A 26,634-nucleotide genomic window follows, 5' to 3' on the forward strand; every position below is an offset into this window, starting at 1 on the left:
CGGGCATGTTCTGATGATGCTCCGAAGATATTCAAGACGGGCACCGGGCTTGTCGAGAGGCCAGGCACGGGAGCAGTACGGGCCCTAGACTCGCCAGCAGAAGTCTCCGTGGCGAGACGTACGACGTCGGGAGGATCAGGTGTCCGAAGAGGTCGGAGCCAGAGTCGTGCAGCATCCGCTGCCCGACGGGCGGCATGGTCGCCCCGCGCTGTCGACCGTCAAGGACCCGGAGACCCAGCCTGCTGCGAGCGCGGCGCCCGGTACCGAGATTCAGTCGACTCCGGCGCGCACCACCCCGCCCGTTCCCGTGCCGGCGGCCCCGACGCTCGTCGCCGCACCAGCCCCGTCCGGTGCTGCTCCGTCCTCGTCCGCTCCAGCCCCGTCCGGTGCTGTCCCACCCGCTGCCGGACTGCCGTCCCCGGACGTCCCCGACCAGCGCCCCGGTGCGGCCGCCAAGGCCGCGTCGGACCCGCGTCCCCGCGTCGCCGAGCCCCTGGTGTCTCCGGTCCGCGTGTTCTCGCGGATCGCCCGCCTGGGCGCCGCGTCCCGTAACCCGAACAGCCCGCTGCTGGAGCCGCTGCTGCGCAGTGTGCGCAGTGCGCATCCCAAGGCCGACGTCAGCATCATCGAGAAGGCCTTCCAGGTCGCCGAGAAGGCGCACTCGGGTCAGAAGCGCAAGAGCGGCGACCCGTACATCACGCACCCGGTCGCGGTGTCACAGATCCTCGCCGAGCTCGGCATGACCCCGGCCACCCTGGCCGCGGCGCTGCTGCATGACACGGTGGAAGACACCGACTACACCCTCGACATGCTGCGGGCCGACTTCGGCGACGAGATCGCCATGCTCGTCGACGGTGTGACCAAGCTCGACAAGGTCAAGTACGGCGATGCCGCCCAGGCCGAGACCGTGCGCAAGATGGTCGTGGCGATGTCGAAAGACATCCGCGTCCTGGTGATCAAGCTGGCCGACCGGCTGCACAACGCCCGCACCTGGCGTTACGTGCCCGCGCACAAGGCCGAGAAGAAGGCCCGCGAGACCCTCGAGATCTACGCCCCGCTGGCGCACCGCCTGGGCATGAACACGATCAAGTGGGAGCTCGAAGACCTCAGCTTCGCCACGCTGTGGCCCAAGGTGTTCGACGAGATCGTGCGCCTGGTGGCCGAGCGTGCTCCCGCCCGGGAGGACTATCTCGCCCAGGTGCGGGAACAGGTCTCCGTCGACCTGCGGGCCGGCAAGATCAAGGCCGTCGTCTCCGGCCGCCCGAAGCATTACTACTCCGTGTACCAGAAGATGATCGTGCGGGGCCGCGACTTCGCCGACATCTACGACCTGGTGGGCATCCGGGTGCTGGTCGACTCGGTGCGTGACTGTTATGCCGTCCTGGGTGCGCTGCACGCGCGCTGGAACCCGGTCCCGGGCCGGTTCAAGGACTACATCGCGATGCCCAAGTTCAACATGTACCAGTCGCTGCACACCACAGTCATTGGTCCCGAGGGCAAACCGGTCGAGATCCAGATCCGCACCCACCAGATGCACCGCCGGGCCGAGTACGGCGTCGCGGCGCACTGGAAGTACAAGGACGACGCGAACGGTGTCGCGCCGGGTGCGGGTCCGGGCAGTGCCACGGACATGACCTGGCTGCGGCAGCTGCTCGACTGGCAGCGGGAGACCACCGACCCGGGCGAGTTCCTGGAGTCGCTGCAGTTCGAGATCCAGGCGCAGGAGGTCTACGTCTTCACCCCCAAGGGGGACGTGGTCGCGCTGCCCGCCGGGTCCACCCCGGTCGACTTCGCCTACGCCGTGCACACCGAGGTCGGTCACCGCTGTATGGGCGCCCGCGTCAACGGTCGTCTCGTGCCGCTCGAGAGTTCGCTCGACAACGGTGACGTGGTCGAGGTTTTCACGTCCAAGACCGATGCCGCGGGTCCCAGCCGCGACTGGCTGAACTTCGTCCACAGCCCGCGGGCCCGCAACAAGATCCGGCAGTGGTTCTCCAAGGAGCGCCGCGAGGAGGCGATCGAGTCCGGGAAGGACGCGATCACCAAGGCGATGCGCAAGCAGAACCTGCCGATGCGCCGCCTGCTCACCCATGAGGCCCTGATGGGCCTGGCGACCGAACTGCGGTTCCAGGACGTCTCCGGGCTGTACGCCGCGGTCGGTGAGAGCCAGATCTCCGCCGCGCACGTCGTGCAGAAGCTGGTCGACTCCGCCGGTGGTGAGGCGGGTACCGAGGAAGACCTGGCCGAGACCGTCACCCCGATGCGTCCCCGCCGCCCGCGCATGGGCGACCCGGGGGTCGTGGTGAAGAACGTCGAAGACGTCTGGGTGAAGCTCGCCCGCTGCTGCACCCCGGTGCCGGGCGACCCCATCATCGGATTCGTCACCCGCGGTTCCGGCGTCTCCGTACACCGCACCGACTGCAACAACGTCACCGGCCTGCGCGAGGAACCCGACCGCATCGTCGACGTCGAGTGGGCCCCGAACCAGGCCAGCGTGTTCCTGGTGCAGATCCAGGTCGAGGCCCTCGACCGGAACCGTCTGCTCTCCGACGTCACCAGCACACTCTCCGACGAGCACGTCAATATCCTGTCGGCGAACGTCACCACCTCGCGCGAGCGGATGGCCATCTCCCGCTTCACCTTCGAGATGGCCGACCCGGCGCACCTCGGCCACGTGATCGCCGCTGTGCGGCGTGTGGACGGCGTGTTCGACGCCTACCGCATCACCGGCCGGCGTTCCGACACCGACCTGGACTGATCGATCCCGCCCGGCCGGCACTGGTCAGCGACGATCAGTGGCCCGTCGTCGCCTGGTTGTGGCAGGCGTTCCGTCACGAGCTGGCCCGCTGACCGGCGCGTTACCCGAGCCCGACGGCCGCTACCGGTCCGTCGCGCCTCGACGCCCTCCCGGGCCCGGACGGATGCGGCTACCTGCTGTGGTGGCCCCATCCCCGGACCAGGGAGCCGGCCCGGATCGGTTTCGCCGTCGTGCGGGGACTCGAGGGCCCGGAACACTCCCTGCTCGCTTTCTGGATCGTCCCCGCCGCCCGCCGTGGAGGCATCGGCCGGCAGTTCGCCCTGGACGTGATCGCCCGTCACCCGGGAGCGTGGGCCATCGCCTACCAGGCCGAGAACAAGCCGGCCGCCCCGTTCTGGTCGGCCGTCGCAGACACCGCAACCGCTCCCGGCGGACGGATGCAGTCAGCCGTCCCGGTGCCAGGCCGCCCGGAACTGCCCCCGGACCAATGGCTCCGGTTCACGACCGATCGGCGGGACACGGTCCGCTGACCGGCTTCGACGATCGACAACCAGAATGGTGGACGCCTGCCCGCACCAGCCCGGGTCGCTCCAGCCCGGGTCGCTCCAGTTCGGGTGGCTTCGGTCGGGGCGTTCCAGCGCGGATGGTTCTGGTTCGGGTCACCCCAGTTGGGGTTGCGCCAGCTCAGCCCACGCAGCTCAGCCCACGCAGCTCAGCCCACGCAGCTCTGCCAGCGCTCGGAGTGACCGTCCCGCTCGGCGACCACGCCGCCGGAAGTGAACACACCGCCGGAGGGTGACCACGACGTCTTTCATCATGTTTCCCCTCACGCCATCTCCGCCCAGTCGCGGACCACGTCGCGGGCCCTCGCGGCGCCGCGGGCGTAGGACATGGCACCGAGCAGCTCGAGAACCTGGGGCGGGTGCACGTCGTGGAACTCCTGCAGCAGGCGCAGCAGCGGCAGGGCCTCGGCCCGGGGGAGGTCACGGGCGATGTCGGCCGACGTGCGAAGGGGATGCGTGACCAGCAGGCCCTCGATGGTCTGCAGGTGCTCGGGCGGCATGTCCACCTGGCGCACCCTCACCCCGGCCAGAGCGGGGGAGCGGCGGTTGCGGCCGATGATCAGGTCGAGCCGCTCCGGAAGAGGGTGACGAGCGCCGGCCGCGGTGTTCGAGCGGGGACAGGCCCCGGTGTGAAGCCAGGCCGCGGTACCGAAACCGACGGAACGGCCCCGCCCGGCGTCGGTCTCCCAGTCGCCGAGTTTCTCCCTGACCGCCCGGGCCCGCAGCTGTCGCGTGACCGGCACGTCGGCGGGAACCAGTACGCCGGGCAGAACCTCGCGGGCCAGGCCGTCGCGCAGCAGGGCTGTGCGCTCACGACCCCCGGCGAGCAGGAACAGGCGGGAGGAGTCGTCGGTCGTCGTCACAGGTCAACGGTGCCCGCTCGACCTCGGTGCCCGCAGGCAGCAGGCCGCACCTGTGGATGACGGTGCGGTCCTGCCGACCTGTGGACAGTGGAACCGGCCGAACTAGTCGGTGAACTCGTTCATCGCCTGCTGGGCCTGGTCGAGCCAGGCGCGGCGAGAGGCGAGGGACTGCTCGAGTTCCTTGATCTTGCGGGCGTTGCCGGACGCCTGCGCCTTGGCCAGATCGGCCTCGGCGTCGGCGATGGTGCGCTCGAGCTGTGTGACCATGTCGTTGGCGCGGGCCCGGGCCTCCGGGTTGGTGCGCTTCCACTTGTCCGACTCGGCGTCCCGCACGGCCTGCTCGACCTTGCGCAGCCGGCCCTCGATGCGCTGCATGTCGTTGCGCGGCACCTTGCCGGCCTCGTCCCAGCGCACCTGGATGTCGCGCAGAGCGTTCTTCGCGGCGTTGAGATTGGTCACCGGCAGCAGCTTCTCGGCCTCGTCGGCGAGCTGTTCCTTCACCGCGAGGTTGCCCGAGAACTCCTCGTCCAGCGCCGAGTTCGCGTCTTGACGGGCGCTGAAGAAGGCGTCCTGCGCGGCCCGGAACCGGGCCCACAGGGCGTCGTCCTCCTTCTTCGCCGCCCGGCCCGCGGTCTTCCAGCGGGTCATCAGGTCGCGGTAGGCGGCAGCCGTCGCACCCCAGTCGGTGGACTTGCTGAGTGCCTCGGCCTCGGCGATGAGCTGCTCCTTGGCCGCCTTCGCCGAGTGCCGCTCCTCGTCCAGCGCGCCGAAGTAGTGGCGGCGCTTACGGTCGAACGAGGTGCGGGCGTGGCTGAACCGCTTCCACAGCTCGTCTTCCGTGTGCTTGTCCAGCCGCTGGTCTTTCTGCAGCCGGCGCCACTCGTCGAACAGCTCGCGGAGCCGGTCGCCGGAGGTCTTCCACGGAATGCGCTGCGGGTCGGCCCCGGACAGCGCCTCCGCCTCCTCCACCAGGACGGTGCGCTCGGCGATGATCGCCGCCCGCGCCTCCTGCTTGGCCTTCTGGTTCTCCTCGCGCAGGTGCTCCACGGCGGGCGCCAGAGCGGTCAGCCGCTTCAGCAGTCCGTCGAGATCACCGACCGCGTTCGCGTCGCGGATCGACGGTTCCAGCCGCTTGATGGTCGTCTCGGAATCCGCGGGGGAGACCTGTCCGGCCTTCACCCTCTGCTCCAGAAGACTCACCTGGGCGGCCAGGTCCTCGTACTTGCGCACGAAGTAGGCCAGCGCCTCGTCCTGGGTGACACCCGGGTACTGGCCGACCTTGCGTTCCCCGTCGGCCGTCCGCACCCAGACGGTGCCGTCCTCGTCCGCGCGGCCCCACTCTTGTCCGGTCACGATCTCACGCCTTCTGCTTCGCCACCCATGTCAACCCCGTCAACCCCGTGTGCCTTGCCAGCCTCGTGCGTGCTGTGGTGCTCGTGCTTCTCGCCCCGGTTCACCCGGAGACCGTCGTCGACTTGATCGACACGGCCGACACCGGGGTGCCGTCCGTGCTTCCGTCGGCGACGCCGCCCTTGGCGACCTTCTTCACCACGTCGAGACCCTTGGTGATCTTGCCGAGCACGGTGTACCCACCCGCGGCGTCGTCCGGGATGTCGGTGTCGCCGTAGACCAGGAAGAACTGGCTCCCCATGCTCTTACCATCGCCGGAGGCCCGCGCCATGGCGACCGTGCCTGCCTCGTAGGTGCGGTACGTGACGCCGTCCTTCTCGAAGGTCTTCGAGGGGGCGTTCTCGACCGGCCCGTAGGTGTACCCCGGGCCACCTGTGCCCGAGCCGGTCGGGTCGCCGCACTGCAGCACCTCGAACGAATCCGCGGTGGTGAGCCGGTGACACGGTGTGCCGTCGTAGAACCCGTCCTTGGCCAGCTGGATCATCGAGGACACGGCCTGCGGGGCGGCCTTGCCGTCCAGGCTGATCGTGATGTCGCCACAGGTGGTCTTCATCCCCAGTGACCAGGTCTTGTCCGCGGCGATCGATGTGGACGGGACCTTGTCGGTCTGCTTCGGGTCGGTCGGTGCCTTCACATCGACCGCGGGGCAGGTGGACTTCGCGTCCGTCGCCGCCGTGGTCGCCGCGGCCGACGCACTGGCCGCGGGAGTACTGCTCGCCGCCGACGTGCTGTCGTCCTTGCCCTCGTTCGCCAGCAGGAACGCCGCGAGGATCACCAGCACCACCACGACCGAGCCGCCACCGATGGCGAGCCGCTGACGCACCTTGCGGGTGTGCGCCTGCTTCTCCACCAGCCGGGACTGCCACTCCTCGTAACGACGCTTGTCGTAGGCGCGCTCCCGATTTTTCGGGGTCACGTGCTGCCCTCCATGCCGTCTTCGCCCCGCCCGGCCACTGCCCACGGGTCACCCGTTAGGCAGTCTAGGGGGTACGAGCTGTGTGTTCGCCGTAGTGAGCAGCCACGACGTGCCGTGCGGCGGGCGGCGGCCCGTGACGCTCCTGATGACTGCCCGATCGTGTCGGGTCCAGCCTGCCCTAGTCTCGGGGGATGCTCGTTCTCGGGTTCCCGTCAGAGGTCTTCGGCACCAACTGCTACATCCTCGCCCCGGCCGCGGGCGAGGAGTGCGTGATCGTCGATCCGGGCGTCAACGTGGTGGGTCAGCTGTCGGACGTGCTGGCCGAGTACCGGCTGAAGCCCGCCGCGGTGGTGGTGACCCACGGTCACATCGACCACGTGTTCTCCGTGACCCCGGTCTGCGGCGCCCACGGTGTCGCGCTCAGCGTGCACACCGACGACCGGTACCGGCTCACCGATCCCGTCGGTTCGCTGCCCGAGGCCTTCGGCGACATGCTGCGCCAGCAGTTCGGCAGCGTCGGCTGGAAGGAACCCGACGAGATCCGGACGATGGTGGACGAGGAGACGCTCGCGTCGGCGGGTCTGGACCTGCGGGTCGTGCACGCCCCCGGCCACACCGAGGGCTCGGTGATGTTCTCGCTGGACGGGGTGCCCGAGGGTACGGCCGACGGTTCCGGCCTGACCTCCACCCTGCTGAGTGGCGACGTGCTGTTCGCCGGCTCGATCGGTCGTACCGACCTGCCCGGTGGCGACTCCGCGGCGATGGACCGGTCGCTGCGTGAACGGGTGCTGCCGCTGGACGACTCCACGCTGGTGCTGCCCGGTCACGGCGCCCCGACCACGATCGGCCGCGAGCGTCGCGACAACCCGTTCCTGCGCGCCGTGATGTAGAAGTCCCGATCACAGCAGCCGGAGCTGCTCGCGTTCCGGTTCCGCGATCGGCGGCAGGCTGCCCTCGGGGTAACGGCTCTCCGGATCCCCGGGAATGCCGTTCAGGCCCGGCCCCCGTGACCGCGCCGCGGCCGGGCGACCGGAACCCGGGCGACCGGGATCCCGGCCACCGGAATCCCGGCCATCAGAAGCGGCCGGCCCGATGCGCCGGATGCCACCACCGGGCTGACCGCCCTCCAGCGCCCCTTCGATCTCCTCACGCCGCTCACTCCTGCGCAGGTCGGCCGGCTCGAGCGATGTCGCGTGCCCGTCCCGCTCCTGCGCCCCGGGCGAGGGCGGAACGATGCCGTGCCGCCGCAGCAGCGGCTGGACCCGCGCGGCCAGCCAGCGGCGGTAGTCCTTCGATGCGTACGCGCCGCTGCCGTACAGCTCGCGATAGCGCCGCACCAGTTTCGGGTGCTCACGCTGCAGCCAGCTGAAGAACCACTCACGGGCCCCGGGCCGCAGGTGCAGGGGCACCACGGTGACGCCGGTGGCCCCGGCCCGCGCGAGCTTCCCGATCGCCTCGTCCAGATGCTCGTCGGAGTCGGTCAGCCAGGGCAGTACCGGGGCCAGGAACACGCCGCACGGCAGCCCGGCCTCGCGGGCCTGCCGCACCACCTCCAGCCGGGCCTTCGGGCTGGGCGTGCCCGGCTCCAGGCTCTGGTGCAGCGCCTCGTCCCAGATCGCGATCGACATGCCCAGGCCCACCGGTACCTCGGCCGAGACCTCTTGCAGCAGAGGCAGATCGCGCCGCAGGAGCCCGCCCTTGGAGAGCACCGAGAACGGGGTGCCGGAGGTCGCCAGCGCGCGGATCACCCCGGGCATCAGCCGGTACCGGCCCTCGGCCCGCTGGTAGGGATCGGTGTTGGTGCCCATCGCCACGTGCTCGCGGTTCCAGGACGGGCGCGCCAGTTCGCGGCGCAGCACCTCGACCAGGTTGGTCTTGACCACGATCTCGCTGTCGAACCCGGCCCCGGTGTCGAGCTCCAGGTAGGAGTGGGTGCCCCGGGCGAAACAGTAAACGCAGGCGTGACTACAGCCTCGGTAAGGATTGACGGTCCAGCGGAACGGCATCGGCGAGTCGCCCGGCACCCGGTTGAGGGCGCTGCGGGCCATCACCTCGTGGAACGTGATCCCCGCGAACTCCGGCGTGGTGACGGTTCGCAGCAACCCGCGGATGGCGGGCGCGTCCAGCCCGGGCAGCGACGGTGTCACCACCGGACCGGACCCTCCGTGCGGTCCGGGGGTGACACCGCTGACCCGCTGTGAATCCCAGCGCATGACTTCATCGAACACCTGTTCGAACGATGGCGCAAGCACCTGCCGGTCCAGGATCGAGGACGACGCGGGACCCATGCGTGGTCGCTACGGAGTGTCACTCACTTCGCGGGATTAGTCGACCCCGAAGGCCTCGGGCGCGCCGCGCGGGGAAACCGGCGTGAACCGCGTGGCGCGCGTCCGTAGAATCGCGGGCGTCCGTATTTCAGGATCAGACAAACTTCGAGAGGCCACACCGTGCTGCGCACCCATACGGCCGGATCCCTGCGTTCCGGTCACGTCGGCGAAACCGTCATCCTCACCGGATGGGTCGCCTCCCGCCGGGATCACGGCGGCGTGGCGTTCGTCGACCTGCGGGATGCCTCCGGCGTCGCCCAGGTGGTCGTCCGCGACGAGAAGGTGGCGCACAACCTGCGCGCGGAGTACTGCCTGCGGGTCACCGGCGAGGTCTCGCCGCGTCCCGACGGCAACGAGAACCCGGCCCTGGCCACCGGCGCGATCGAGGTGATCGCCACCGAGGTCGAGGTGCTCAACGAGTCCGCCCCGCTGCCGTTCCAGCTCGACGACCACATCGACGTCGGCGAGGAGGTGCGGCTCAAGTACCGCTACCTCGACCTGCGCCGCAGCGGCCCGGCCCAGGCCATCCGGCTGCGCAGCAAGGTCAACCAGGCCGCGCGCAACGTGCTGCTCGACCGCGACTTCGTCGAGATCGAGACGCCCACCCTGACCCGCTCCACGCCCGAGGGCGCCCGCGACTTCGTCGTGCCGGCCCGGCTGAAGCCCGGCTCCTGGTACGCCCTTCCGCAGAGTCCACAGCTGTTCAAGCAGCTGCTCATGGTCGGCGGCATGGAGCGCTACTTCCAGATCGCCCGCTGCTACCGCGACGAGGACTTCCGCGCCGACCGCCAGCCGGAGTTCACGCAGCTCGACATCGAGATGTCGTTCGTCGAGCAGGACGACGTGATCGAGATCGGCGAGTCGATCGTCACGGCGCTGTGGAAGCTCATCGGCCACGAGATCACCACGCCGATCCCGCGCATGACCTACGCCGACGCGATGGCCAGGTACGGCAGCGACAAGCCCGACCTGCGCTTCGGCAACGAGCTCGTCGACATGACCAAGTACTTCGCCGCCACGCCGTTCCGGGTCTTCCAGAACGAGTACGTCGGCGCCGTGGTCATGCCCGGCGGTGGCTCCCAGCCGCGCCGTCAGCTCGACGCCTGGCAGGAGTGGGCCAAGCAGCGCGGCGCCCGGGGCCTGGCCTACGTGCTGATCGGTGAGGACGGCGAGTTGTCCGGTCCGGTCGCGAAGAACATCTCCGAGGCCGAGCGCGCCGGTCTGGCGCAGGCCGTCGGGGCCCAGCCGGGCGACTGCGTCTTCTTCGGCGCCGGCGTGACCGCCGAGGCCCGGGCCCTGCTCGGCGCCGCCCGGCTGGAGATCGGCAAGCGCTGCGGCCTGATCGACGAGAGCCGCTGGGAGTTCGTCTGGATCGTCGACGCCCCGCTGTTCGAGCCGGCCTCCGCCGCCGTCGCCAGCGGTGACGTCGCGGTCGGCTCGGGCGCCTGGACGGCCGTGCACCACGCCTTCACCTCGCCCAAGCCGGAGTGGATCGACAAGTTCGAGTCCGACCCGGGCAACGCGCTGGCCTACGCCTACGACATCGTCTGCAACGGCAACGAGATCGGCGGTGGGTCGATCCGTATCCACCAGCGGTCCGTGCAGGAGCGTGTGTTCACGATGATGGGTCTCAGCGACGAGGACGCCCAGGAGAAGTTCGGCTTCCTGCTCGACGCCTTCAAGTTCGGCGCCCCGCCGCACGGCGGTATCGCCTTCGGCTGGGACCGCATCGTCATGCTGCTGTCGGGCGCCGACTCGCTGCGTGAGGTCATCGCGTTCCCGAAGAGCGGTGGCGGCTACGACCCCCTGACCGCCGCGCCGGCCCCGATCACCCCGGCCCAGCGCAAGGAGGCCGGCGTGGACTACACCCCGCCGAAGCCCAAGACCGACGGTGACAAGAGCGAGAAGACGGAGGGCGAGAAGGCCAAGGCCTGACCGTCCGATCGTGCAGAACCCCGGTCGTGTTCCGAACCCGGCCGGGGTTCTGTGCGTCCAATGGGGGGTAGGCCCCGCGGGACGCAGGGCACGAGGCGGAGGAGCCAGGGATGGGTCGGATCGGGCAGGCTCTGTGCGGTGGGCTTCTCGCCGCCGTGCTGGTGGGGATCATCGGGGCGATGCTCGACGGTGAGGGCGGAGCCAAGGCAGGTGTGGTGGTGGGCTTCGCCGGGGGATTCGCGGGCCTGCTGTCGCGGCGGCGCAACCCCGGGCGCTCGCGGTCGTACGGCGACTCGATCGACGGTTCGAGCGGCGGCGGGTCGGGAGATTCCGGCCACCACGGGCACTCCGACGGCGGATCCGACGGCGGTTCGGACGGCGGTGGTTCGGACGGCGGCGGCTCAGACGGTGGGGGCGGCGGGGGCGACTGAGTGAAGGTCGGCGGAACGAGGTGCTTGAGGACGCCGTGGGCCACGGCGCTCGCGGGCCGGGTTCGCGTCGTCCCCGGCTCGGTCGGTGACCGTCCCCGGCTCGGTCGTTGACCGTCCCCGGCTCAGTCGGTGACCGTCCTCGTTCCGTTCGCCGTGACCCGCGTCCACGAGACCGGGGGCCTGCGTTCTCAAGCCGGGGGCCTGCGTCCGCAAGGTTCGTGACCCGCGTCCCCAAGCCTTTCAATCCCGTGACCCACGCCTACGAGACGCGTGACCCGCGTCCACGACACCCGTGACCCGCGTCCACGAGACGCGTAACCCGCGTCCACGACACCCGTGGCCCGCCCTCTGAAGCCCGTGACTCGCGTCCGCACGTTGTGATCGGGAAGGTGAGCAGGCACGTCCCCCGTTCTGGCCACTAATCTGTTACCCATGAGTCACGCAAAGATCGGTGCACAGCGATGACCCCGCGGCAGTGGCGGGGAGCGGCGATCCAGGCCGTGGTCGTGCTGGTGATCTGCGTGATCATGAACCTGGTGCTCGGCAACGGGTTCCTGCCCGGGCTGGTCGTGGGTCTGTCTGCCGCCGTCGTCTCGTTCGTCGTGCAGTGGTTGCTGACCCGCTCGGGCGGGGGACCGGCCGGCGACAGCTAATCTTCTGCTGATGGCCGATCTGTTCTCCTCCGACACCCCCGCCGCCGCCCTCAGCGCCGCCCGCCCGGGCAGTCTCGGGCAGGCCGGCACCGGCGACCGGCCGCCGCTGGCGGTCCGGATGCGTCCGCGTACCCTTGACGAACTGGTCGGCCAGGGGCACCTGCTGGGCCCCGGTTCCCCGTTGCGCCGCCTCGCCGAGGGGGCCGACGGACTGGCGGGACCCGCGTCCGTCATTCTCTGGGGCCCCCCGGGAGCCGGGAAGACCACGCTGGCCCACGTCGTCTCGAACACCGAGGGGCGCCGGTTCGTGGAACTCTCGGCCGTCACCGCCGGCGTGAAAGACGTGCGCCAGGTGATGCAGGAGGCGCGCGAACAGCGCGATCGCCACGACATCCGCACCGTGCTGTTCCTCGACGAGATCCACCGGTTCACCAAGTCCCAGCAGGACGGCCTGCTGCCGGGCGTGGAGAACCGCTGGGTGATCCTGGTGGCGGCCACCACCGAGAACCCCTCGTTCAGCATCATCTCCCCGCTGCTGTCGCGCTCGCTGCTGCTGACGCTGCGCCAGCTCGAGGACTCCGACATCGAGGGGCTGCTGCGGCGCGCGGTCGAGGACGAGCGCGGGCTGAATGGCACGGTGACGCTGGGCGAGGAGGCCGTCGAGGGCCTGGTACGGCTCTCCGCCGGCGATGCCCGCCGCGCCCTGACCTCGCTGGAGGCGGCGGCCGGCAGTGCGCTCAGCCGGGGTGAGAACACCGAGATCACGGCGCCGGACGTCGAGCAGGCCGTGGACACGGCGATGGTCCGCTACGACCGGGAGGGCGACCAGCACTACGACATCACCAGCGCGCTGATCAAGAGCATCCGCGGGTCCGACGTGGACGCGGCGCTGCACTACCTGGCCCGGATGGTCGAGGCGGGGGAGGACCCGCGGTTCCTGGCCCGGCGGCTGATGATCTCGGCCTCGGAAGACATCGGGATGGCCGACCCGACGGCTCTGCCGGTGGCGGTCGCGGCGGCCCAGGCGGTGCAGATGATCGGCATGCCCGAGGGCCGGATCGTACTGGCCCAGGCCACGGTTCACCTGGCGATGGCCCCCAAGTCGAACGCCTCGTACATGGCGCTGAACACGGCGGTCCAGGACGTGCGCGGCGGGCTGGGCGGGCCGGTGCCACCCGATCTGCGCGACGCGCACTACACCGGGGCCAAGAAGCTGGGCCACGGGCGCGGTTACAAGTACGCGCACGACCATCCGCACGGGGTGGTGCAACAGCAGTACCTGCCCGACGACCTGGCCGGGCGGGAGTACTACGTGCCGACCGACCGGGGCGCGGAACGCGGGATGACGGAGCGGCTGGCGCGGTTGCGCTCCGTGCTGCGGGGCGGTCTCAAGCGCCGCTGAAAGGCCTTTCACACGCCTGTGCGGAACCACCAGGACTGCGGTACTGCCGGACCACGATAGGGTCAACCCCGTTCGGCAGGGATCCGGCCGGTTTTCCGCGTCGGAGAAGCCCGGACAACTCACACCGCAGCGCGCGATGAAAGGGAACATCTCATGTCGGTGGGCGGTATCGCCGGACTCATCGCGGCCGTAGCCTTCGTCCTCCTCGTCGGCGCGCTCGCGTACCCCCTGATCAAGCTGGGCAAGGTGCTGGATGAGACCCGCGTGACCGTACGTGGCCTCTCGGACGGTGCTCTTCCGCTGCTGGCGGAGGTCACCACGACCGTGGCGTCGACCAACGCACAGCTCGGCAAGGTCGACACCATCACGAACAACGTGGCCCAGGTGTCGACCAACGTGTCGGCACTGACGGCGCTGTTCGCCGCGACGCTCGGTTCGCCCGTGGTCAAGGTCGCGGCGTTCAGCTACGGCGTCCGCCAGGCGGTCAGCGGCCGCAAGCGGAAGAGGTGAGCTGAGGATGGCGAGGCTCTTCTGGATCGCGGTCGGGGCCGGCGCGGGCGTGTACGTCGTGCACAAGTTCACCAAGACCGTCGAGCAGTACACACCGGCCGGGCTGAGCAGCTCGCTCAGCTCCGTCGGTGACGGCCTGCGCGAGATGGCCGAGGTCATCCGTGAGGGAATGGCCGAGCGGGAGCAGGAGTTGCGGATCGCACTGGGTGTCGACGCCGGGACTCTCGACCCGCAGGCCGCACAATCGCTGATGCAGGACCCCACCGGTCCGAGGCGTTACGACGACCCGGACAGTCCTGAGAACGACCCCCGGTACTACTGAGCTCCCGGTAATTCCCTGGCCGTCCACGGTGCCGACCCGGCACCGTGGACGTTGCAGGTTAACCACCGGAACGCGATGCGAATCGCACTGTGACGCGAAAGGTCAGATCCATGGAGACGGCAGAGATCCGCCGCCGCTGGCTGCGGTACTTCTCGACTCGTGGGCACACGGTCGTGCCGAGTGCTCCGCTGCTGTACGACGACCCGACCCTGCTGTTCGTCAACGCCGGCATGGTCCCCTTCAAGCCCTACATGCTGGGGCAGGAGACACCGCCGTACGAGCGCGCCACCAGCGTCCAGAAGTGCATCCGGACCCTCGACATCGACGAGGTCGGCAAGACCAGCCGACACGGCACGTTCTTCCAGATGAACGGCAACTTCTCCTTCGGTGACTACTTCAAGGAGAAGGCGATCGAGCTGGCGTGGGAGCTGATCACCCGCGACCAGTCCGACGGCGGCTACGGCCTGGACGAGTCCCGTCTGTGGGTCACGGTGCTGCAGGGCGACGAGGAGTCGCGACAGCTGTGGAAGCGCATCGCCGGCCTGCCCGACGAGCGCATCGTGCAGCGCGGCCTGGCCGACAACTACTGGCACATGGGCGTTCCCGGTCCGGGTGGCCCGTGCAGCGAGATCTACTTCGACCGCGGCCCGCAGTACGGCCCGGACGGTGGGCCGGAGGCCGACGAGGACCGCTACCTGGAGATCTGGAACCTCGTCTTCATGCAGGAGATGCTGAGCGAGGTCCGCACCAAGATCGATTTCGACGTCGAGGCACCGCTTCCGTCGAAGAACATCGACACCGGCATGGGCCTGGAGCGCATGGCCAGCCTGCTCCAGGGCGTCGACAACCTGTACGAGATCGACGAGGTCTTCCCGGTCATCGCCCGGGTCGAGGAGATCACCGGCAAGCGTTACGGCGCGAACCCGCAGGACGACGTGCGCATGCGCGTCATCGCCGACCACGTGCGCTCCGGCCTGATGCTGATCGGCGACGGCGTGACACCGTCGAACGAGGCGCGCGGCTACGTGCTGCGCCGGCTGCTGCGCCGCGTCACCCGCTCGGTGCGGCTGCTCGGCGTGCAGGACCCCTCGATGGTCGACCTGCTGACCGTGTCCAAGGACCGGATGGGCGCGTCGTACCCCGAGCTGGAGACCAACTTCGCCCGCATCAGCCAGATCGCGCTGGCCGAGGAGCAGGCGTTCACCCGCACGCTGAGCTCGGGCACGACGATCCTCGACACCGCCGTGGCGAGCGCCAAGTCGGCGGGCGAGACAACGCTGTCGGGCGACCGCGCGTTCCAGCTGCACGACACCTACGGCTTCCCGATCGACCTGACCCTGGAGATGGCGGGCGAGCACGGCCTGACCGTCGACCACGACGGTTTCCGCCGGCTGATGGCCGAGCAGCGCAACCGGGCCAAGGCCGACGCGAAGTCGAAGAAGGTCGGTCACGCCGACACCTCGGTCTACCGCGCGCTGCGTGAGCCGGGCATCACCGAGTTCACCGGTTACCGCGAGCTGTCCACCGACTCGACCGTGCGGGGCCTGATCCTCGACGGCTCGCCGATCGAGGTCGCGGACAAGGGCCAGACCGTTCAGGTCGTGCTGGAGCGCACGCCGTTCTACGCCGAGTCCGGTGGCCAGATCGCCGACGAGGGCGAGATCACCGCCGACGGGGCGCGCCTGCGCGTGCTCGACGTGCAGCGCCCGGTCAAGGGCCTGATCGTGCACACCGTGGAGGTCACGGAGGGCACGATCAGCTCCGGCGCCGACGTGCTCGCGAGCGTCGACCGCGAGTGGCGGCTCTCGGCCTGCCAGGCGCACTCCGGCACCCACGTGGTGCACGCGGCGCTGCGGCAGGTGCTCGGCCCCACGGCTCTGCAGAGCGGTTCGTTCAACCGGCCCGGCTACCTGCGCCTGGACTTCGCCTGGACCTCCGCGCTGGAGTCCACGGTGCGCGACGAGCTGGAGCAGGTCGCGAACCTGGCCCTGCGGTACGACTACCCGGTCTCGGCGACCTACATGCCGATCGAGAAGGCCCGTGACCTGGGCGCGCTGGCGCTGTTCGGCGAGACCTACGACGAGGAGGTCCGCGTCGTCGAGATGGGCGGGGCCTGGTCGCGGGAGCTGTGCGGTGGCACGCACGTCGAGCACAGCTCGCAGATCGGTGCGATCACGCTGATCGGCGAGTCGTCGATCGGTGCGGGCACCCGCCGTGTGGAGGCCTACGTCGGCCTCGACGCCCTGCGGTTCCTGGGGCGTGAGCGGGCGCTGGTCAGCCAGCTCACCGAGGCGCTCAAGGTGCGCCCGGAAGAGCTGCCCGAGCGCGTCAACTCGCTCGTCGCGCGACTGCGCGAGGCCGAGAAGGAGCTCGAGAAGGGCCGCCGCACGGCGCTGCTCAACGCGGCGTCGTCGCTGGTGGACTCCGCGGCCGACGTGAACGGCATCGCGGTCGTCACGCACGACGCGGGCCCGGTCGACCCGGCCGACGCGCGGGCGCTGGCGCTCGACGTGCGGGGCCGGATCGCCGGTTCGCGGGCGGGCGTCGTCGCGGTCGCGGCCGTGGCCAAGGAGCGGCCGGTCGTGGTCATCGCCACCAACGAGGAGGCCCGCGCCCGCGGTGTCAAGGCCGGCGAGCTGGTGCGTGAGGCGGCCAAGGTCCTCGGTGGCGGCGGCGGTGGCAAAGACGACGTGGCCCAGGGCGGCGGTACCGACGCGACGAAGATCGCCGAGGCACTTCAGCGCATCCAGTCCGTCGTGGCCGAGCGATCGGTCTGAGCATGTACGGCAGTACCGGCGCCGGGATGCGTCCCGGCGTGCGGCTGGGTGTGGACGTCGGCAGCGTCCGGGTGGGTCTCTCCCTCTCGGACGGTGCCGGGCTCCTCGCGACGCCGCTGGAGACCGTTCAGGTCGTCGAGGGCAGTAATGCGCACTATGAGCGAATTGCACTCCTCGTGACCGAACTGTCGGTATGTGAGGTAATCGTAGGACTTCCGCGGTCACTTTCGGGGGCTGAGGGGGCAGCGGCAGGCCTCGCGCGCGCGTACTCTGTCGAAGTCGCCCGTCGCGTTGCCCCGGTACCGGTTCGCCTCGTGGACGAGCGGCTCAGTACCGTGACCGCACACCAGCGGCTTCGCGAAGCTGGTGTGAAAGGACGTAAACGCCGACCGGTCGTGGACCAGGCGGCGGCAGTGGTGATCCTTCAGTCGGCACTGGACGGCGAACGCTCGTCCGGCCGGCCCCCGGGGTCCCCGGTCGTCCTGGAATCGGGTCCGGATGGTCCGGGCCCTGGCCATGGAGAGGCACTGACGTGAGCGAGGCTGCGGCGTGAGCGATGTGTCGTCGCTGCATGACGTGCTCCCTGGTGGATTCTCCGGACCACCACCGAGCCGCCGCCGGCGTGACCGGCAGATGCGCAAGCGCCGGAAGAACCGGCGCCGCCGCACCACCACCGTCCTCCTGGTGTCCCTGCTCGTCGCCGCCGGTGGTGTCTACGGTGCGTATCTGGCACTGGCTCCCATCGTGTCCCGGCTGACCGAGCCCAAGGACTACGCCGGCCCGGGTTCGGGCGCGGTCAAGGTGGTCGTCCCCGAGGGCGCCTCGGGCCGGGTCATCGCGCAGGTTCTGACCGAGGCCGGGGTCACCAAGACCGCCGTCGCGTTCGTCGACGCCGCCGCCGAGGACAAGCGGGCGAACGGCATCCAGCCCGGCACGTACGAGCTGAAGAAGAAGATGTCCGGTGCCGGTGCGCTGGAGATCCTGGCCGACCCGGACAACCGGATCACCCGCCAGGTCACCATCCCCGAGGGCACCCGGGTCGCCGACGCGCTCACCAAGATCTCCAAGGGCCTGGAGCTGAAGCGCTCCGACCTGGGCAAGGCCGCCAAGTCCGGTGAGATCGGCCTGCCGAAGGCCGCCAACGGCAACCTCGAGGGCTTCCTCTTCCCGGCGACCTACCAGTTCGGTCCGGACGTGACCGCCACCGAGGCGCTGACCGCCATGGTCGCCCGCGGCAAGCACACCTACGACGAGCTCGGCATCCCCGACTCGCAGCTGCGCGAGACCGTGATCAAGGCCAGCATCATCGAGGCCGAGGCCGGCAACGAGAAGTACATGGGCAAGGTCTCCCGCGTGCTCACGAACCGTCTCGACATCGGCATGAAGCTGCAGCTCGACTCGACCGTCAGCTACGCCACGGGCAAGTTCAACGTCACCACCACGTCGGCCGACCGCGCCAGCGACAGCCCGTACAACACGTACATGTACGCCGGGCTGCCACGCGGGCCGATCAGTAACCCGGGCAAGGCCGCCCTCGCGGCGGCGCTGAAGCCGACGCCCGGCGAGTGGTTGTTCTTCGTCGCCACGAACCCCACCACCGGGGAGACGAAGTTCGCCAGGACGATGGCTGAGCACGACATGTACGTCAAGGAGTTCCAGGCCTGGCTGCGCGCCAATCCCGGTAACTGAGACCGTGCCGCACGTGTCCACGAGCACGGCCGCGCACCGCGCGGCCGTGCTCGGCAGCCCGATCGGTCATTCGCTGTCACCCGTCCTGCACGGGGCCGCGTACGCCGCTCTCGGGCTGTCGGGGTGGTCGTACGAGGCGGTCGAGCTCGACGAGTCGTCGTTCCCGGCCTGGTTCGCCGGTCTGGGGCCGGAGTGGTCGGGCCTGTCGCTCACCATGCCGCTCAAGCGCGTCGTGATTCCGTTGCTGGCCTCGGTCACACCGCTTGCGGACGCGGTGGGCGCGGTGAACACGGTGACGTGGACTCCCGAACGGTACCCGGTGGGTCACAACACCGATGTGCACGGGATCGTCCAGGCGCTGCGCTCGACCGGGTTGTCGTCCGCCACCGTGGGCTGTGTCGTCGGGGCGGGTGCCACCGCGGCCTCGGCCGTGGCGGCGCTGGCCGGGCTGGGGTGCTCGTCCGTGGTCGTGCAGGCCCGGTCGGCCCGGCGGGCCGGTCCGGTACTGGAGGTCGCGGCGAAGCTCGGGGTGGCGGCAAGAATCAGTGATCTAACTGCCTTTGAGGACGTGGCGGCAGCTGACGCTGTCATCGTCACCCTCCCGGGGGAGGCGGCTTCGTCCTGGTCCGCCGGTCTCACCGTGACGGATCCCCCACGCGGCGCGATGCTCGACGTCTCCTACCACCCGTGGCCGACCGATGCCGCCTCACGGTGGAGTTCGGCCGGGGGTGCGGCCGTCGGCGGGTTCGAGATGCTGCTGCACCAGGCCGCCGAGCAGGTCCGGCTGATGACCGGACTGGACGCCCCACTCGACGACATGCGGGCCGCGGGCGAGAAAGCCCTCGCCGAGCGCTGAGCCGCCCGAATCGCCGTCGGCGACCGTCATGCCAACGCCCCTCCACCTCGTCCGTGATCAGGCAAAACCTCCCCCCACTGCTCCGGGGCCGGAAGGGGCCTCACGTCTTGCGCCTTGATCGTGTACAGATCCGGCCGGTGGCTCTCAGCTGTCGTCGTGACTCAAGCGGGAGCCCCTTTCCGCCGAAAGGCCTACGGACCGGTGGCCCGTACGTGCGCCGCCGGGCGTGACCGCGGACCGCCCCGGCACGGTGCCTAGGAGGATCCGGTGGAGAACAGCTATCCCGGGCAGCCCGCAGCTCAGCCGGCGACCCCCGGGCTTCTCCCTCCCCAGCACGTTCCGCAACCGGTGGCCCGACCCGCCGGTCAGCCGGGAAGTCAGCCCGGGCTGATGCCGCCCACCGAGCCGGGTCTGATGCCCGCGACGGCACCCGGGAAGCACTCCGCGCCGGCCGGCCACAGTGCCCCCCAGCCGGCCTCGATACCGCAGCAGACCCAGCGTCAGCCCGCACATCACTCTCAGCCCCCACAACAACAGCCCCCGGTTCCGCAGCAGCAGACCCGGGGCCATGAAACACCCGGGTTCGACCTGCATGCCGTGCTCGCTTTCCTGGTCCAGCAGGGCGGTTCCGACCTGCACCTGGCCAACGGCGCCCCGCCGCTGGTCCGGATCCGCGGGCACCTGGCGCCGGTCCCGAACCACCCGCCGCTGAACGCGAACGCGATCCAGTCGACGATCTACGCGATCCTCACGCAGAAGCAGCGCGAGCGGTTCGAGGAGAACCTGGAGCTCGACTTCGCCTATGCCGTGCCCGGCGCCTCGCGGTTCCGCGTGAACGTGTACCGGCAGCGGGAGGCGATGGGGGCCGTCCTGCGGGTGATCCCGTTCGAGATCAAGACTCTGGAACAGCTCGGCATCAACCCCCGGGTTGCCGCCATGGCGGCCCTGCCGCGCGGGATGGTGCTGGTCACCGGCCCCACCGGCTCGGGCAAGTCGACGACCCTGGCCGCGGTGATCGACCTGGCCAACCGCACCCGGCACGACCACATCATGACCGTCGAGGACCCCATCGAGTTCCTCCACCCGAACAAGAACTGCCTGGTCAACCAGCGCGAGGTGGGGGAGGACACGCACTCGTTCGGAGCTGCTCTCAAACACGTGCTGCGCCAGGACCCGGACATCATCCTGGTCGGTGAGCTGCGCGACCTGGAGACCATCTCGGTGGCGCTGACCGCGGCCGAGACCGGTCACCTGGTGTTCGGCACCCTGCACACCCAGGACGCCGCGCAGACCGTGGACCGCATCATTGACGTGTTCCCGCCCGAGCAGCAGCAACAGGTACGGGTGCAGCTGGCCGGCGCTCTGCAGGGCGTGGTCTGCCAGACCCTGGTGCGCTCGGCCGACGGCAAGGGCCGGGTCGCGGCCACCGAGGTCATGTTCGCCACCGGTGCCATCCGGAACCTGATCCGGGAGGGCAAGACCCACCAGATCTACTCGTCGATGCAGGCCGGTGCCCAGCACGGCATGCAGACGATGGACCAGTGTCTGGCCGAGCTGGTGAAGACCCACCGGGTCACGTACGACCAGGCCCTGGAGAAGGCGCACCACGCCGACGACTTCCAGCGGCTCACCGGCCGGGCCTGAGGGGCGGCGTCATGGCGACCGCGACGAAGCGGTATGAGTACTCCTACCGCGACAAGCAGGGAAAACTCCTCAAGGGAAAGCTGGAGGCACCCAGCGAGGAGGTGCTGGTCCAGCGCCTGCGGCAGCAGGGCTTCGCGCCGCTGAAGGTGAAACAGGCCAACACCGGCCTGAGCGTGGAGATCAAGCTCCCCGGCAGCAACAAGGTCGACCTCAAGGACCTGGCGATCATGAGCCGCCAGTTCGCCACGATGATCGACTCCGGCCTGTCCCTGCTGAAATCCCTGAGCATCCTCGCCGAGCAGACCGAGAGCGTGCCGCTGGCCAAGGTGCTCAACGAGGTACGGGCGGACGTCGAGGCCGGCGGGGCGCTCTCGTCGGCGATGGCCAAGCACGCGAGGGTCTTCCCGCCCCTGATGGTGAACATGTGCCGGGCCGGTGAGGTCGGCGGTTTCCTCGACCAGGTGCTGTTGCAGATCGCCCAGAACATGGAGTCGGAGGTCAAACTCCGAGCCAAGATCAAGTCGGCGATGACCTATCCCGTGGTCGTTTTCGTGATCTCCATCGTGGCCGTCATCGGCATGCTGCTGTTCATCGTGCCGACCTTCAGCAACATGTTCGCCACCCTCGGCGGCACCCTGCCGGCGCCGACGCGGGCTCTGGTCTTCCTCTCCTCGGCGATGAAGGTCGGGGCCCCGATCCTGATCGTGGTGGCGATCCCGGCCTCGATCGTCTGGGGCCGGATCAAGGGCAAGGAGAGTGTGCGCCAGATCGTCGACCCGTTGAAGCTGAAGGTCCCAATCTTTGGCGACCTCTTCAGAAAGGTTGCCATCAGTCGCTTCTCGAGAAATCTGGGCACCATGCTGCATGCCGGGGTGCCGATCCTGCGAAGCCTCGAGATCGTCGGTGAGGCGGCGGGCAACGTGGTCATCCGGGACGCGGCCAAGGCCGTCGAGGAGAGCGTGCGCCAGGGTAAACCGCTGGCGGCGCCCCTGTCGGAACACAAGGTGTTCCCGCCGATGGTCGTGCAGATGCTGGCGGTCGGCGAGGACACCGGCGCGATGGACAACATGCTGCACAAGATCGCCGAGTTCTACGACCAGGAGGTCGAGGCCACCACGGAGGCCCTGACCAGCATCATCGAGCCGCTCATGATCGCCGTCCTGGGATCGATCATCGGCGCCATGATCGTGGCCCTCTACATGCCCATCTTCTCCGTGTTCAACCTGATCTCGTAAATCAAAAGCGTTAAGGGCCAGTAAGTTCTAATTTCTGGTACCTCAAGTTCCGCTCAGGGCAGCCGATACCACGAAGGTCATCGAGTCGCGCCAGGTCAACCGGCCGGGCGGCGCGCTCAGAACACAGCCGCTTTCGTCAGATCAGAAGGAGCACTCGATGCTCGCTCGCATCCGTAAGTCGATGAAGGAGAAGGACCAGGGCTTCACCCTGATCGAACTCCTGGTCGTCATGATCATCATCGGCATCCTGGCTGCCATCGCCATCCCGGTCTTCCTCAGCCAGCGCAAGAAGGCCCAGGACAGCGCGACCAAGTCGGACGTCTCCACGCTCGGCAAGGAGATCGCCTCCTACTACGTCGACGCGGGGACCGCTCCGACCGTCGCCATCACGAGCAGTCAGTATTACGTGAACGGGGCGTCGGTGGGCAAGGTCAGCAGCAACGTCTACTTCACCGGTAGCGCCAACAAGGCCGGCGTGGACTCCACCTGGACCACCACCGCCTGGACCAGCTCCTCCTGGTGCGTTTCGCTCGCCAACGACAGCGGCAGCAAGGTGTGGAGTTACTCCGCCGCGAACGGTTTGCAGTCTCCGGCCGCCGGTACCGGTTGCTGATCGCACCGCGTGTCTGACGCACGAGGGCCGGCCGGTGACACCCGGTCGGCCCTCTGCCGTCCCACCGCTGTGCCCATCCCATGAGGAACGACCGAGGAAGAAGGGTGGCCGTGAGGGCAAACGCACGGCTGCGCCGGGCCCGTACGTCGGACGCGGGGATGTCGCTGCTCGAGGTGGTGATCGCCATGGCGATCTTCGCCATCGGGGTGACGGCCATCCTCGGCATCTTCGTGAAGACCGGTGGGGTCGCGGGTGACAACATCCGGCGCACGACGGCCGCCAACCTGGTGAATCAGCAACTGGAGGCGGCGCGTTCGCTGACCGCCCAGCAGATCCCCAGCGGCCGGAGTGTCACCAGTCAGGTGGTTGGCAACATCACCTACACGATCACCCAGACCGCGGGCTATCTGACCTCGAACGCCGTGGCCAGCGTCTGCTCGAGCACCGGTTCGGCCCTCGCCTACAAACTCGTGCGGGTCAGCGTGACCTGGACGAACATGGGCCAGACCAAACCCGTCACCGGCGACGTGCTGCGGGCGGTTGGCGTAGGCTCCGACGACGCGGCGAAAGGCACACTGGCCGTTCTTATCTCCGGCGCGACGGGACTGCCGATGTCGGGAGTCGCCGCCACCCTGGTCGGATCCACCGCCCAGCAGACCACGGGCGACGACGGGTGTGTCGTCTTCACCGGCCTCGACGACGGCAACTACTCGGTCTCGGTCAACCAGACCGGCTACGTGGGAACCGCGAACACCCAGATAGCGCAGTCCGCCGCGCAGAGCGTCGCCGCCGGCGCGGTGAGCCGGGGAACCCTGCTCTACGCCACCTCGCGCACCCTGAACTACGTCTTCGACGCGCCGGTCACCGGATACGTGATCCCGTCCGGCCTGCCGATCCGGATCGGCAACACCTACCTGAGCGAGACCACCCTCAGCACCACCTGCACGGCGTCCAGCACGTCGGCGTGCCTGACCGGGGTGCCCGGAACCCTGCGCAACCTCTTTCCGGAGAAGTACACGGTCAAGGCCGGGACGTGCGTGAGCAGCGACCCGTCGCAGGGCTTGATCGACATCCGCTCGGCCACGGCCGACAACTCGACCGTGGCCGTGCCGATGGGGGCCGTCACGGTGACGGTGAAGAAGAGCAGTACCGGTGCCGCGATCACGGGCCGCACAGTGACGTTCACCTCGAGCGGCTGCTCCACGACCGAGACCTACACCGTGGCCAGCGGTTCCACGCTCCTCTTGCCCTACGGCACGTGGAACATCTCGGTGCCCGCCTTCAGTCTGGGCGGGGTCCAGCTCGCGAATGCCACCGGGTCGGCGGCGATCGGCAGCTCGGCCCGGTCGGCGGCCGTCACCATCACGGTGGCCAACTGATGTCCCGGATCGTCGGCCGGCGGCGCCGCAGCGCCGCGCGTCGCGACGACGGGGTCACCCTCGTCGAGCTGTCCGTGGCCATGGGCGTCGCCTCGATCCTGATGGTTGCCATCGGTGTGGTGTTCTTCAGCACCCTGCGCGGGGTCACGACGGTCAACACCAAGACATCGACGACGGCCGACGGGCGGATCGTGATGGAGGCGATGACCCGCACGATGCGCGTCGCCGTGCGACCGGCCCAGTTCGACAGCGCCTTCGTCTCGGCCGGGACCGGCCAGGTGTCGTTCTACTCGCTGCTCAACCGGACCGGCACCCCGGCCACGGTCACCCCTCTGGCGACACTGGTCAGCTATTCCTACGACGGCACGTGCATCAACCAGACCCTGACGCCGCCGCGCACGGACAGCACCGGGAACCAGGTCTGGGACACCGGTGCCGTCACCACCTGTCTGGGCCGGACCACGACCCCTCCGGTGTTCACGTACTACGGCGCCGGATCCGGGACCACGTCGAAACTGTCCGCGACCCCATTGAGCAGCAACAACCAGAAGCTCGTGCGCAGTATCCAGATCGACTTGAGTATCCAGGACTCCGCGCAGCCGTCGGTCGCCCCCGTGATCCTGACCGATCGCGTCACCCTGAGCAATCTCCAGAAGAGCGCCTCCAACTCCTGAACGCAGAGAAGGGCCGGATCCGTGGTCGGACACCGCATCTCCGGGAAGATCGAAAAGTCGCAGGCCGAGCAGGGATTCGCCCTGGTCGCGGTGGTCATGTCGATCGCGGTGCTGAGTGCCTTCCTGCTCACGGCGCTGGCCTACACGCTGAACGCCCAGGCGCCCTCCCGGCGTGACCAGGATGCCAAGGCGGCCGAGCAGGCTGCGCTGGCGGGTGTGGACGAGTACATCTCCCGGCTCAACGCCAACGACAACTACTGGAAGCTCGGCAGCACCGATGCGGACAACCCCGCCTTCAGCGATGACGGCCAGACAATCCAGGGCACCGGAGGTGCCGGGAACTCCACCGCCGCCCGCTACCAGTACACGCTGCTGAGCCTTCCGGGCCAGATCACCTCGACCGGCGTCATCCGGTTGCGGGTGACCGGGATGAGCGGTCCGGCCGGCCGCGCGTCGACAGTGAAGCGCACCGTCCTGGCCGAGCTCAACCGGGCCGGCCTGCTGAACTACGTGTATCTGACCGACTACGAGGTGACCGACCCGGACCTGGCCGGTCAATCGAGCAGTTGTGCGCGTTACTACTACGCCTCGGGCGGCACTCCCGCGCGGCCCCGCAACACCTGCTCGGAGATCCAGTGGGGTGGTAACGACGCGGTGAAAGGTCCCCTGCACTCGAACGACGCGCTCCAGATCAACGGTGCGGTGAACTTCACCGACCCGCAGGTCGAGACCGGCTGGCCCGCGGCCGCCACGGCGACCGACGGGAAGACCTGGTGGGGCACGCAGTCCCCGCCGCTGACCAACGCGCCGCAGTACACCGGCATCATCCCGCTGCCGGAGAGCAACAACGACCTGCTCAAGAGCGTGACCCCGGACGTCGACGGCGACGGCGACGTGGGGCCCGGGTGCTATTACACCGGCGCGACCCGGATCATCCTGCAGGGCAAGACGATGAAGGTACTCAGCCCGTCCACCAAACGCTCCGACACTCCGTCCCGGTGCTACAACACCTCCATCTCCGGCAGTGAGCAGACCGTCACCATCCCTCCGGTGATCTATGTCGATTCCTCGACCGCGAGCTGCAGCGTCGGTGCCGTCGGATATCCGGCCACCAACGAGAAGTACACGACCGGCACGTCCACCGCGGTCTCCTGGGGAACCAGCACCAACTACGCCTGCACCCGCGGCACCGCCTACGTGTCCGGTACCGCCAACACCCAGGTGACGGTCTCCGGTTCGGACGACGTGGTGGTGGTCGGCGACCTGAAGCCGGATGCCACGAACGGCACGAACGTCGTGGGGCTGATCGCCGGCAACTGCGTGTGGGTCTACCACCCGCTCAAGACCGGTACGAACAGCAACCTCAACAGCAGCGCGAACGTCACTACGGTCCAGGCCGCGATTCTCTCGTTGCGGCACAGTTTCGTGGTGCAGAACTGGGGCTACGGCAGCGCTCTGGGCACCCTGAATGTCTACGGAGCGATCGCTCAGAAGTTCCGGGGGCCGGTCGGGACCGGAACAGCCACCGCCATCTCGACCGGTTATTCGAAGAACTACGAGTACGACGGCCGCCTGACCTTCACGCAGCCCCCCTACTTTCTCAAGGCCAGCAACTCGCCCTTCCAGATCCTCACGCTCACCGACGGATGACGCCGGGGAGAGCGAAGGTTGACGGCC

At 69.2% G+C, this 26,634-nt stretch carries 23 protein-coding genes; 19 read left to right on the plus strand and 4 right to left on the minus strand.

Annotated features, from left to right (window positions below; translation table 11 throughout):
• The first annotated feature begins 208 nt into the window (after positions 1 to 208).
• Positions 209 to 2,758: a RelA/SpoT family protein gene (locus LR393_RS03640; RefSeq protein ID WP_269326644.1), complete on the plus strand. Its 2,550-nt coding sequence runs from the start codon at positions 209 to 211 to the stop codon at positions 2,756 to 2,758.
• A 230-nt stretch (positions 2,759 to 2,988) separates the two neighbouring features.
• Entirely contained in the window at positions 2,989 to 3,288 is a 300-nt protein-coding gene (locus LR393_RS03645; RefSeq protein WP_231481539.1) for a hypothetical protein, read from the plus strand.
• A 296-nt stretch (positions 3,289 to 3,584) separates the two neighbouring features.
• Here the strand turns inward: LR393_RS03645 and LR393_RS03650 are convergent, their stop codons facing one another.
• The 3 genes from LR393_RS03650 to LR393_RS36150 form a co-directional block, all read right to left on the minus strand.
• Positions 3,585 to 4,184, minus strand: a complete 600-nt coding sequence (locus tag LR393_RS03650; protein ID WP_231481540.1) for a type IV toxin-antitoxin system AbiEi family antitoxin — start codon at positions 4,182 to 4,184, stop codon at positions 3,585 to 3,587.
• A 102-nt stretch (positions 4,185 to 4,286) separates the two neighbouring features.
• Positions 4,287 to 5,537: a DUF349 domain-containing protein gene (locus LR393_RS03655; protein ID WP_231481541.1), complete on the minus strand. Its 1,251-nt coding sequence runs from the start codon at positions 5,535 to 5,537 to the stop codon at positions 4,287 to 4,289.
• 100 nt (positions 5,538 to 5,637) lie between these two features.
• Positions 5,638 to 6,510: a peptidylprolyl isomerase gene (locus LR393_RS36150; protein WP_231481542.1), complete on the minus strand. Its 873-nt coding sequence runs from the start codon at positions 6,508 to 6,510 to the stop codon at positions 5,638 to 5,640.
• Positions 6,511 to 6,701: 191 nt separating this feature from the next.
• Here LR393_RS36150 and LR393_RS03665 point away from each other — a divergent pair, with 191 nt between their 5' ends.
• On the plus strand, positions 6,702 to 7,400 hold the full coding sequence (locus LR393_RS03665) for an MBL fold metallo-hydrolase (protein ID WP_231481543.1): 699 nt from the start codon (positions 6,702 to 6,704) through the stop codon (positions 7,398 to 7,400).
• Positions 7,401 to 7,409: 9 nt separating this feature from the next.
• On the opposite strand, the gene LR393_RS03670 is transcribed toward LR393_RS03665, so the two are convergent.
• The gene (locus LR393_RS03670) at positions 7,410 to 8,723 is read right to left on the minus strand and encodes an Rv2578c family radical SAM protein (RefSeq protein ID WP_231481544.1); all 1,314 of its coding nucleotides are present in this window, start codon (positions 8,721 to 8,723) and stop codon (positions 7,410 to 7,412) included.
• Positions 8,724 to 8,957: 234 nt separating this feature from the next.
• On the opposite strand from LR393_RS03670, the gene aspS reads away from it, so the two are divergent.
• The 16 genes from aspS to LR393_RS03745 all read left to right on the plus strand — a co-directional run bounded on the left by aspS (position 8,958) and on the right by LR393_RS03745 (position 26,607).
• Positions 8,958 to 10,772, plus strand: a complete 1,815-nt coding sequence (gene aspS / locus LR393_RS03675; protein WP_231481545.1) for an aspartate--tRNA ligase — start codon at positions 8,958 to 8,960, stop codon at positions 10,770 to 10,772.
• Between the two features lie 110 nt (positions 10,773 to 10,882).
• On the plus strand, positions 10,883 to 11,203 hold the full coding sequence (locus LR393_RS03680) for a hypothetical protein (RefSeq protein WP_231481546.1): 321 nt from the start codon (positions 10,883 to 10,885) through the stop codon (positions 11,201 to 11,203).
• 461 nt (positions 11,204 to 11,664) lie between these two features.
• A complete protein-coding gene (locus LR393_RS03685; protein WP_231481547.1) occupies positions 11,665 to 11,856 on the plus strand; it encodes a hypothetical protein in 192 nt (63 codons plus the stop codon).
• A 10-nt stretch (positions 11,857 to 11,866) separates the two neighbouring features.
• Complete coding sequence (locus LR393_RS03690; protein WP_231481548.1) at positions 11,867 to 13,258, plus strand: replication-associated recombination protein A; 1,392 nt, start codon at positions 11,867 to 11,869, stop codon at positions 13,256 to 13,258.
• 153 nt (positions 13,259 to 13,411) lie between these two features.
• Positions 13,412 to 13,768 carry a DUF948 domain-containing protein gene (locus tag LR393_RS03695; RefSeq protein WP_231481549.1) on the plus strand — a complete coding sequence of 119 codons (357 nt, stop codon included), beginning with the start codon at positions 13,412 to 13,414 and terminating at the stop codon, positions 13,766 to 13,768.
• Between the two features lie 7 nt (positions 13,769 to 13,775).
• Positions 13,776 to 14,090: a DUF6167 family protein gene (locus tag LR393_RS03700; protein ID WP_231481550.1), complete on the plus strand. Its 315-nt coding sequence runs from the start codon at positions 13,776 to 13,778 to the stop codon at positions 14,088 to 14,090.
• Between the two features lie 110 nt (positions 14,091 to 14,200).
• Positions 14,201 to 16,867, plus strand: coding sequence for an alanine--tRNA ligase (gene alaS / locus LR393_RS03705; RefSeq protein WP_231481551.1), 2,667 nt, complete (start codon positions 14,201 to 14,203; stop codon positions 16,865 to 16,867).
• A gap of 26 nt (positions 16,868 to 16,893) precedes the next feature.
• Complete coding sequence (gene ruvX / locus LR393_RS36155) at positions 16,894 to 17,403, plus strand: Holliday junction resolvase RuvX (protein WP_331282904.1); 510 nt, start codon at positions 16,894 to 16,896, stop codon at positions 17,401 to 17,403.
• Positions 17,404 to 17,416: 13 nt separating this feature from the next.
• Complete coding sequence (gene mltG / locus LR393_RS03710) at positions 17,417 to 18,556, plus strand: endolytic transglycosylase MltG (protein WP_231481552.1); 1,140 nt, start codon at positions 17,417 to 17,419, stop codon at positions 18,554 to 18,556.
• A gap of 13 nt (positions 18,557 to 18,569) precedes the next feature.
• Positions 18,570 to 19,412 (plus strand): shikimate dehydrogenase, encoded by an 843-nt coding sequence (locus LR393_RS03715; RefSeq protein WP_231481553.1) that lies wholly within the window; start codon positions 18,570 to 18,572, stop codon positions 19,410 to 19,412.
• A 267-nt stretch (positions 19,413 to 19,679) separates the two neighbouring features.
• Complete coding sequence (locus LR393_RS03720) at positions 19,680 to 21,056, plus strand: type IV pilus twitching motility protein PilT (protein ID WP_231481554.1); 1,377 nt, start codon at positions 19,680 to 19,682, stop codon at positions 21,054 to 21,056.
• Between the two features lie 11 nt (positions 21,057 to 21,067).
• Positions 21,068 to 22,291 carry a type II secretion system F family protein gene (locus tag LR393_RS03725; RefSeq protein ID WP_231481555.1) on the plus strand — a complete coding sequence of 408 codons (1,224 nt, stop codon included), beginning with the start codon at positions 21,068 to 21,070 and terminating at the stop codon, positions 22,289 to 22,291.
• A gap of 157 nt (positions 22,292 to 22,448) precedes the next feature.
• Positions 22,449 to 22,904, plus strand: a complete 456-nt coding sequence (locus LR393_RS03730; RefSeq protein WP_231481556.1) for a type II secretion system protein — start codon at positions 22,449 to 22,451, stop codon at positions 22,902 to 22,904.
• Positions 22,905 to 23,014: 110 nt separating this feature from the next.
• Positions 23,015 to 24,283: a type IV pilus modification PilV family protein gene (locus LR393_RS03735; RefSeq protein WP_231481557.1), complete on the plus strand. Its 1,269-nt coding sequence runs from the start codon at positions 23,015 to 23,017 to the stop codon at positions 24,281 to 24,283.
• Positions 24,283 to 24,957, plus strand: a complete 675-nt coding sequence (locus LR393_RS03740) for a PulJ/GspJ family protein (protein ID WP_231481558.1) — start codon at positions 24,283 to 24,285, stop codon at positions 24,955 to 24,957. The genes LR393_RS03735 and LR393_RS03740 overlap by 1 nt, the downstream gene beginning before the upstream one ends.
• Positions 24,958 to 24,978: 21 nt before the next feature.
• Entirely contained in the window at positions 24,979 to 26,607 is a 1,629-nt protein-coding gene (locus LR393_RS03745; RefSeq protein WP_231481559.1) for a hypothetical protein, read from the plus strand.
• Positions 26,608 to 26,634 lie beyond the last annotated feature (27 nt).

It is taken from the genome of Kineosporia mesophila, from assembly GCF_021129235.1.
GTDB lineage: Bacteria > Actinomycetota > Actinomycetes > Actinomycetales > Kineosporiaceae > Kineosporia > Kineosporia mesophila.

Bases quoted from the DNA above. Each gene is read 5' to 3' on its own strand.
- LR393_RS03665 (WP_231481543.1), top strand. From the start codon at position 6,702: ATGCTCGTTCTCGGGTTCCCGTCAGAGGTCTTCGGCACCAACTGCTAC.
- LR393_RS03670 (WP_231481544.1), bottom strand. From the start codon at position 8,723: ATGCGCTGGGATTCACAGCGGGTCAGCGGTGTCACCCCCGGACCGCAC.
- LR393_RS03680 (WP_231481546.1), top strand. From the start codon at position 10,883: ATGGGTCGGATCGGGCAGGCTCTGTGCGGTGGGCTTCTCGCCGCCGTG.
- LR393_RS03685 (WP_231481547.1), top strand. From the start codon at position 11,665: ATGACCCCGCGGCAGTGGCGGGGAGCGGCGATCCAGGCCGTGGTCGTG.
- LR393_RS03690 (WP_231481548.1), top strand. From the start codon at position 11,867: ATGGCCGATCTGTTCTCCTCCGACACCCCCGCCGCCGCCCTCAGCGCC.
- LR393_RS03695 (WP_231481549.1), top strand. From the start codon at position 13,412: ATGTCGGTGGGCGGTATCGCCGGACTCATCGCGGCCGTAGCCTTCGTC.
- LR393_RS03700 (WP_231481550.1), top strand. From the start codon at position 13,776: ATGGCGAGGCTCTTCTGGATCGCGGTCGGGGCCGGCGCGGGCGTGTAC.
- alaS (WP_231481551.1), top strand. From the start codon at position 14,201: ATGGAGACGGCAGAGATCCGCCGCCGCTGGCTGCGGTACTTCTCGACT.
- ruvX (WP_331282904.1), top strand. From the start codon at position 16,894: ATGCGTCCCGGCGTGCGGCTGGGTGTGGACGTCGGCAGCGTCCGGGTG.
- LR393_RS03725 (WP_231481555.1), top strand. From the start codon at position 21,068: ATGGCGACCGCGACGAAGCGGTATGAGTACTCCTACCGCGACAAGCAG.
- LR393_RS03730 (WP_231481556.1), top strand. From the start codon at position 22,449: ATGCTCGCTCGCATCCGTAAGTCGATGAAGGAGAAGGACCAGGGCTTC.
- LR393_RS03740 (WP_231481558.1), top strand. From the start codon at position 24,283: ATGTCCCGGATCGTCGGCCGGCGGCGCCGCAGCGCCGCGCGTCGCGAC.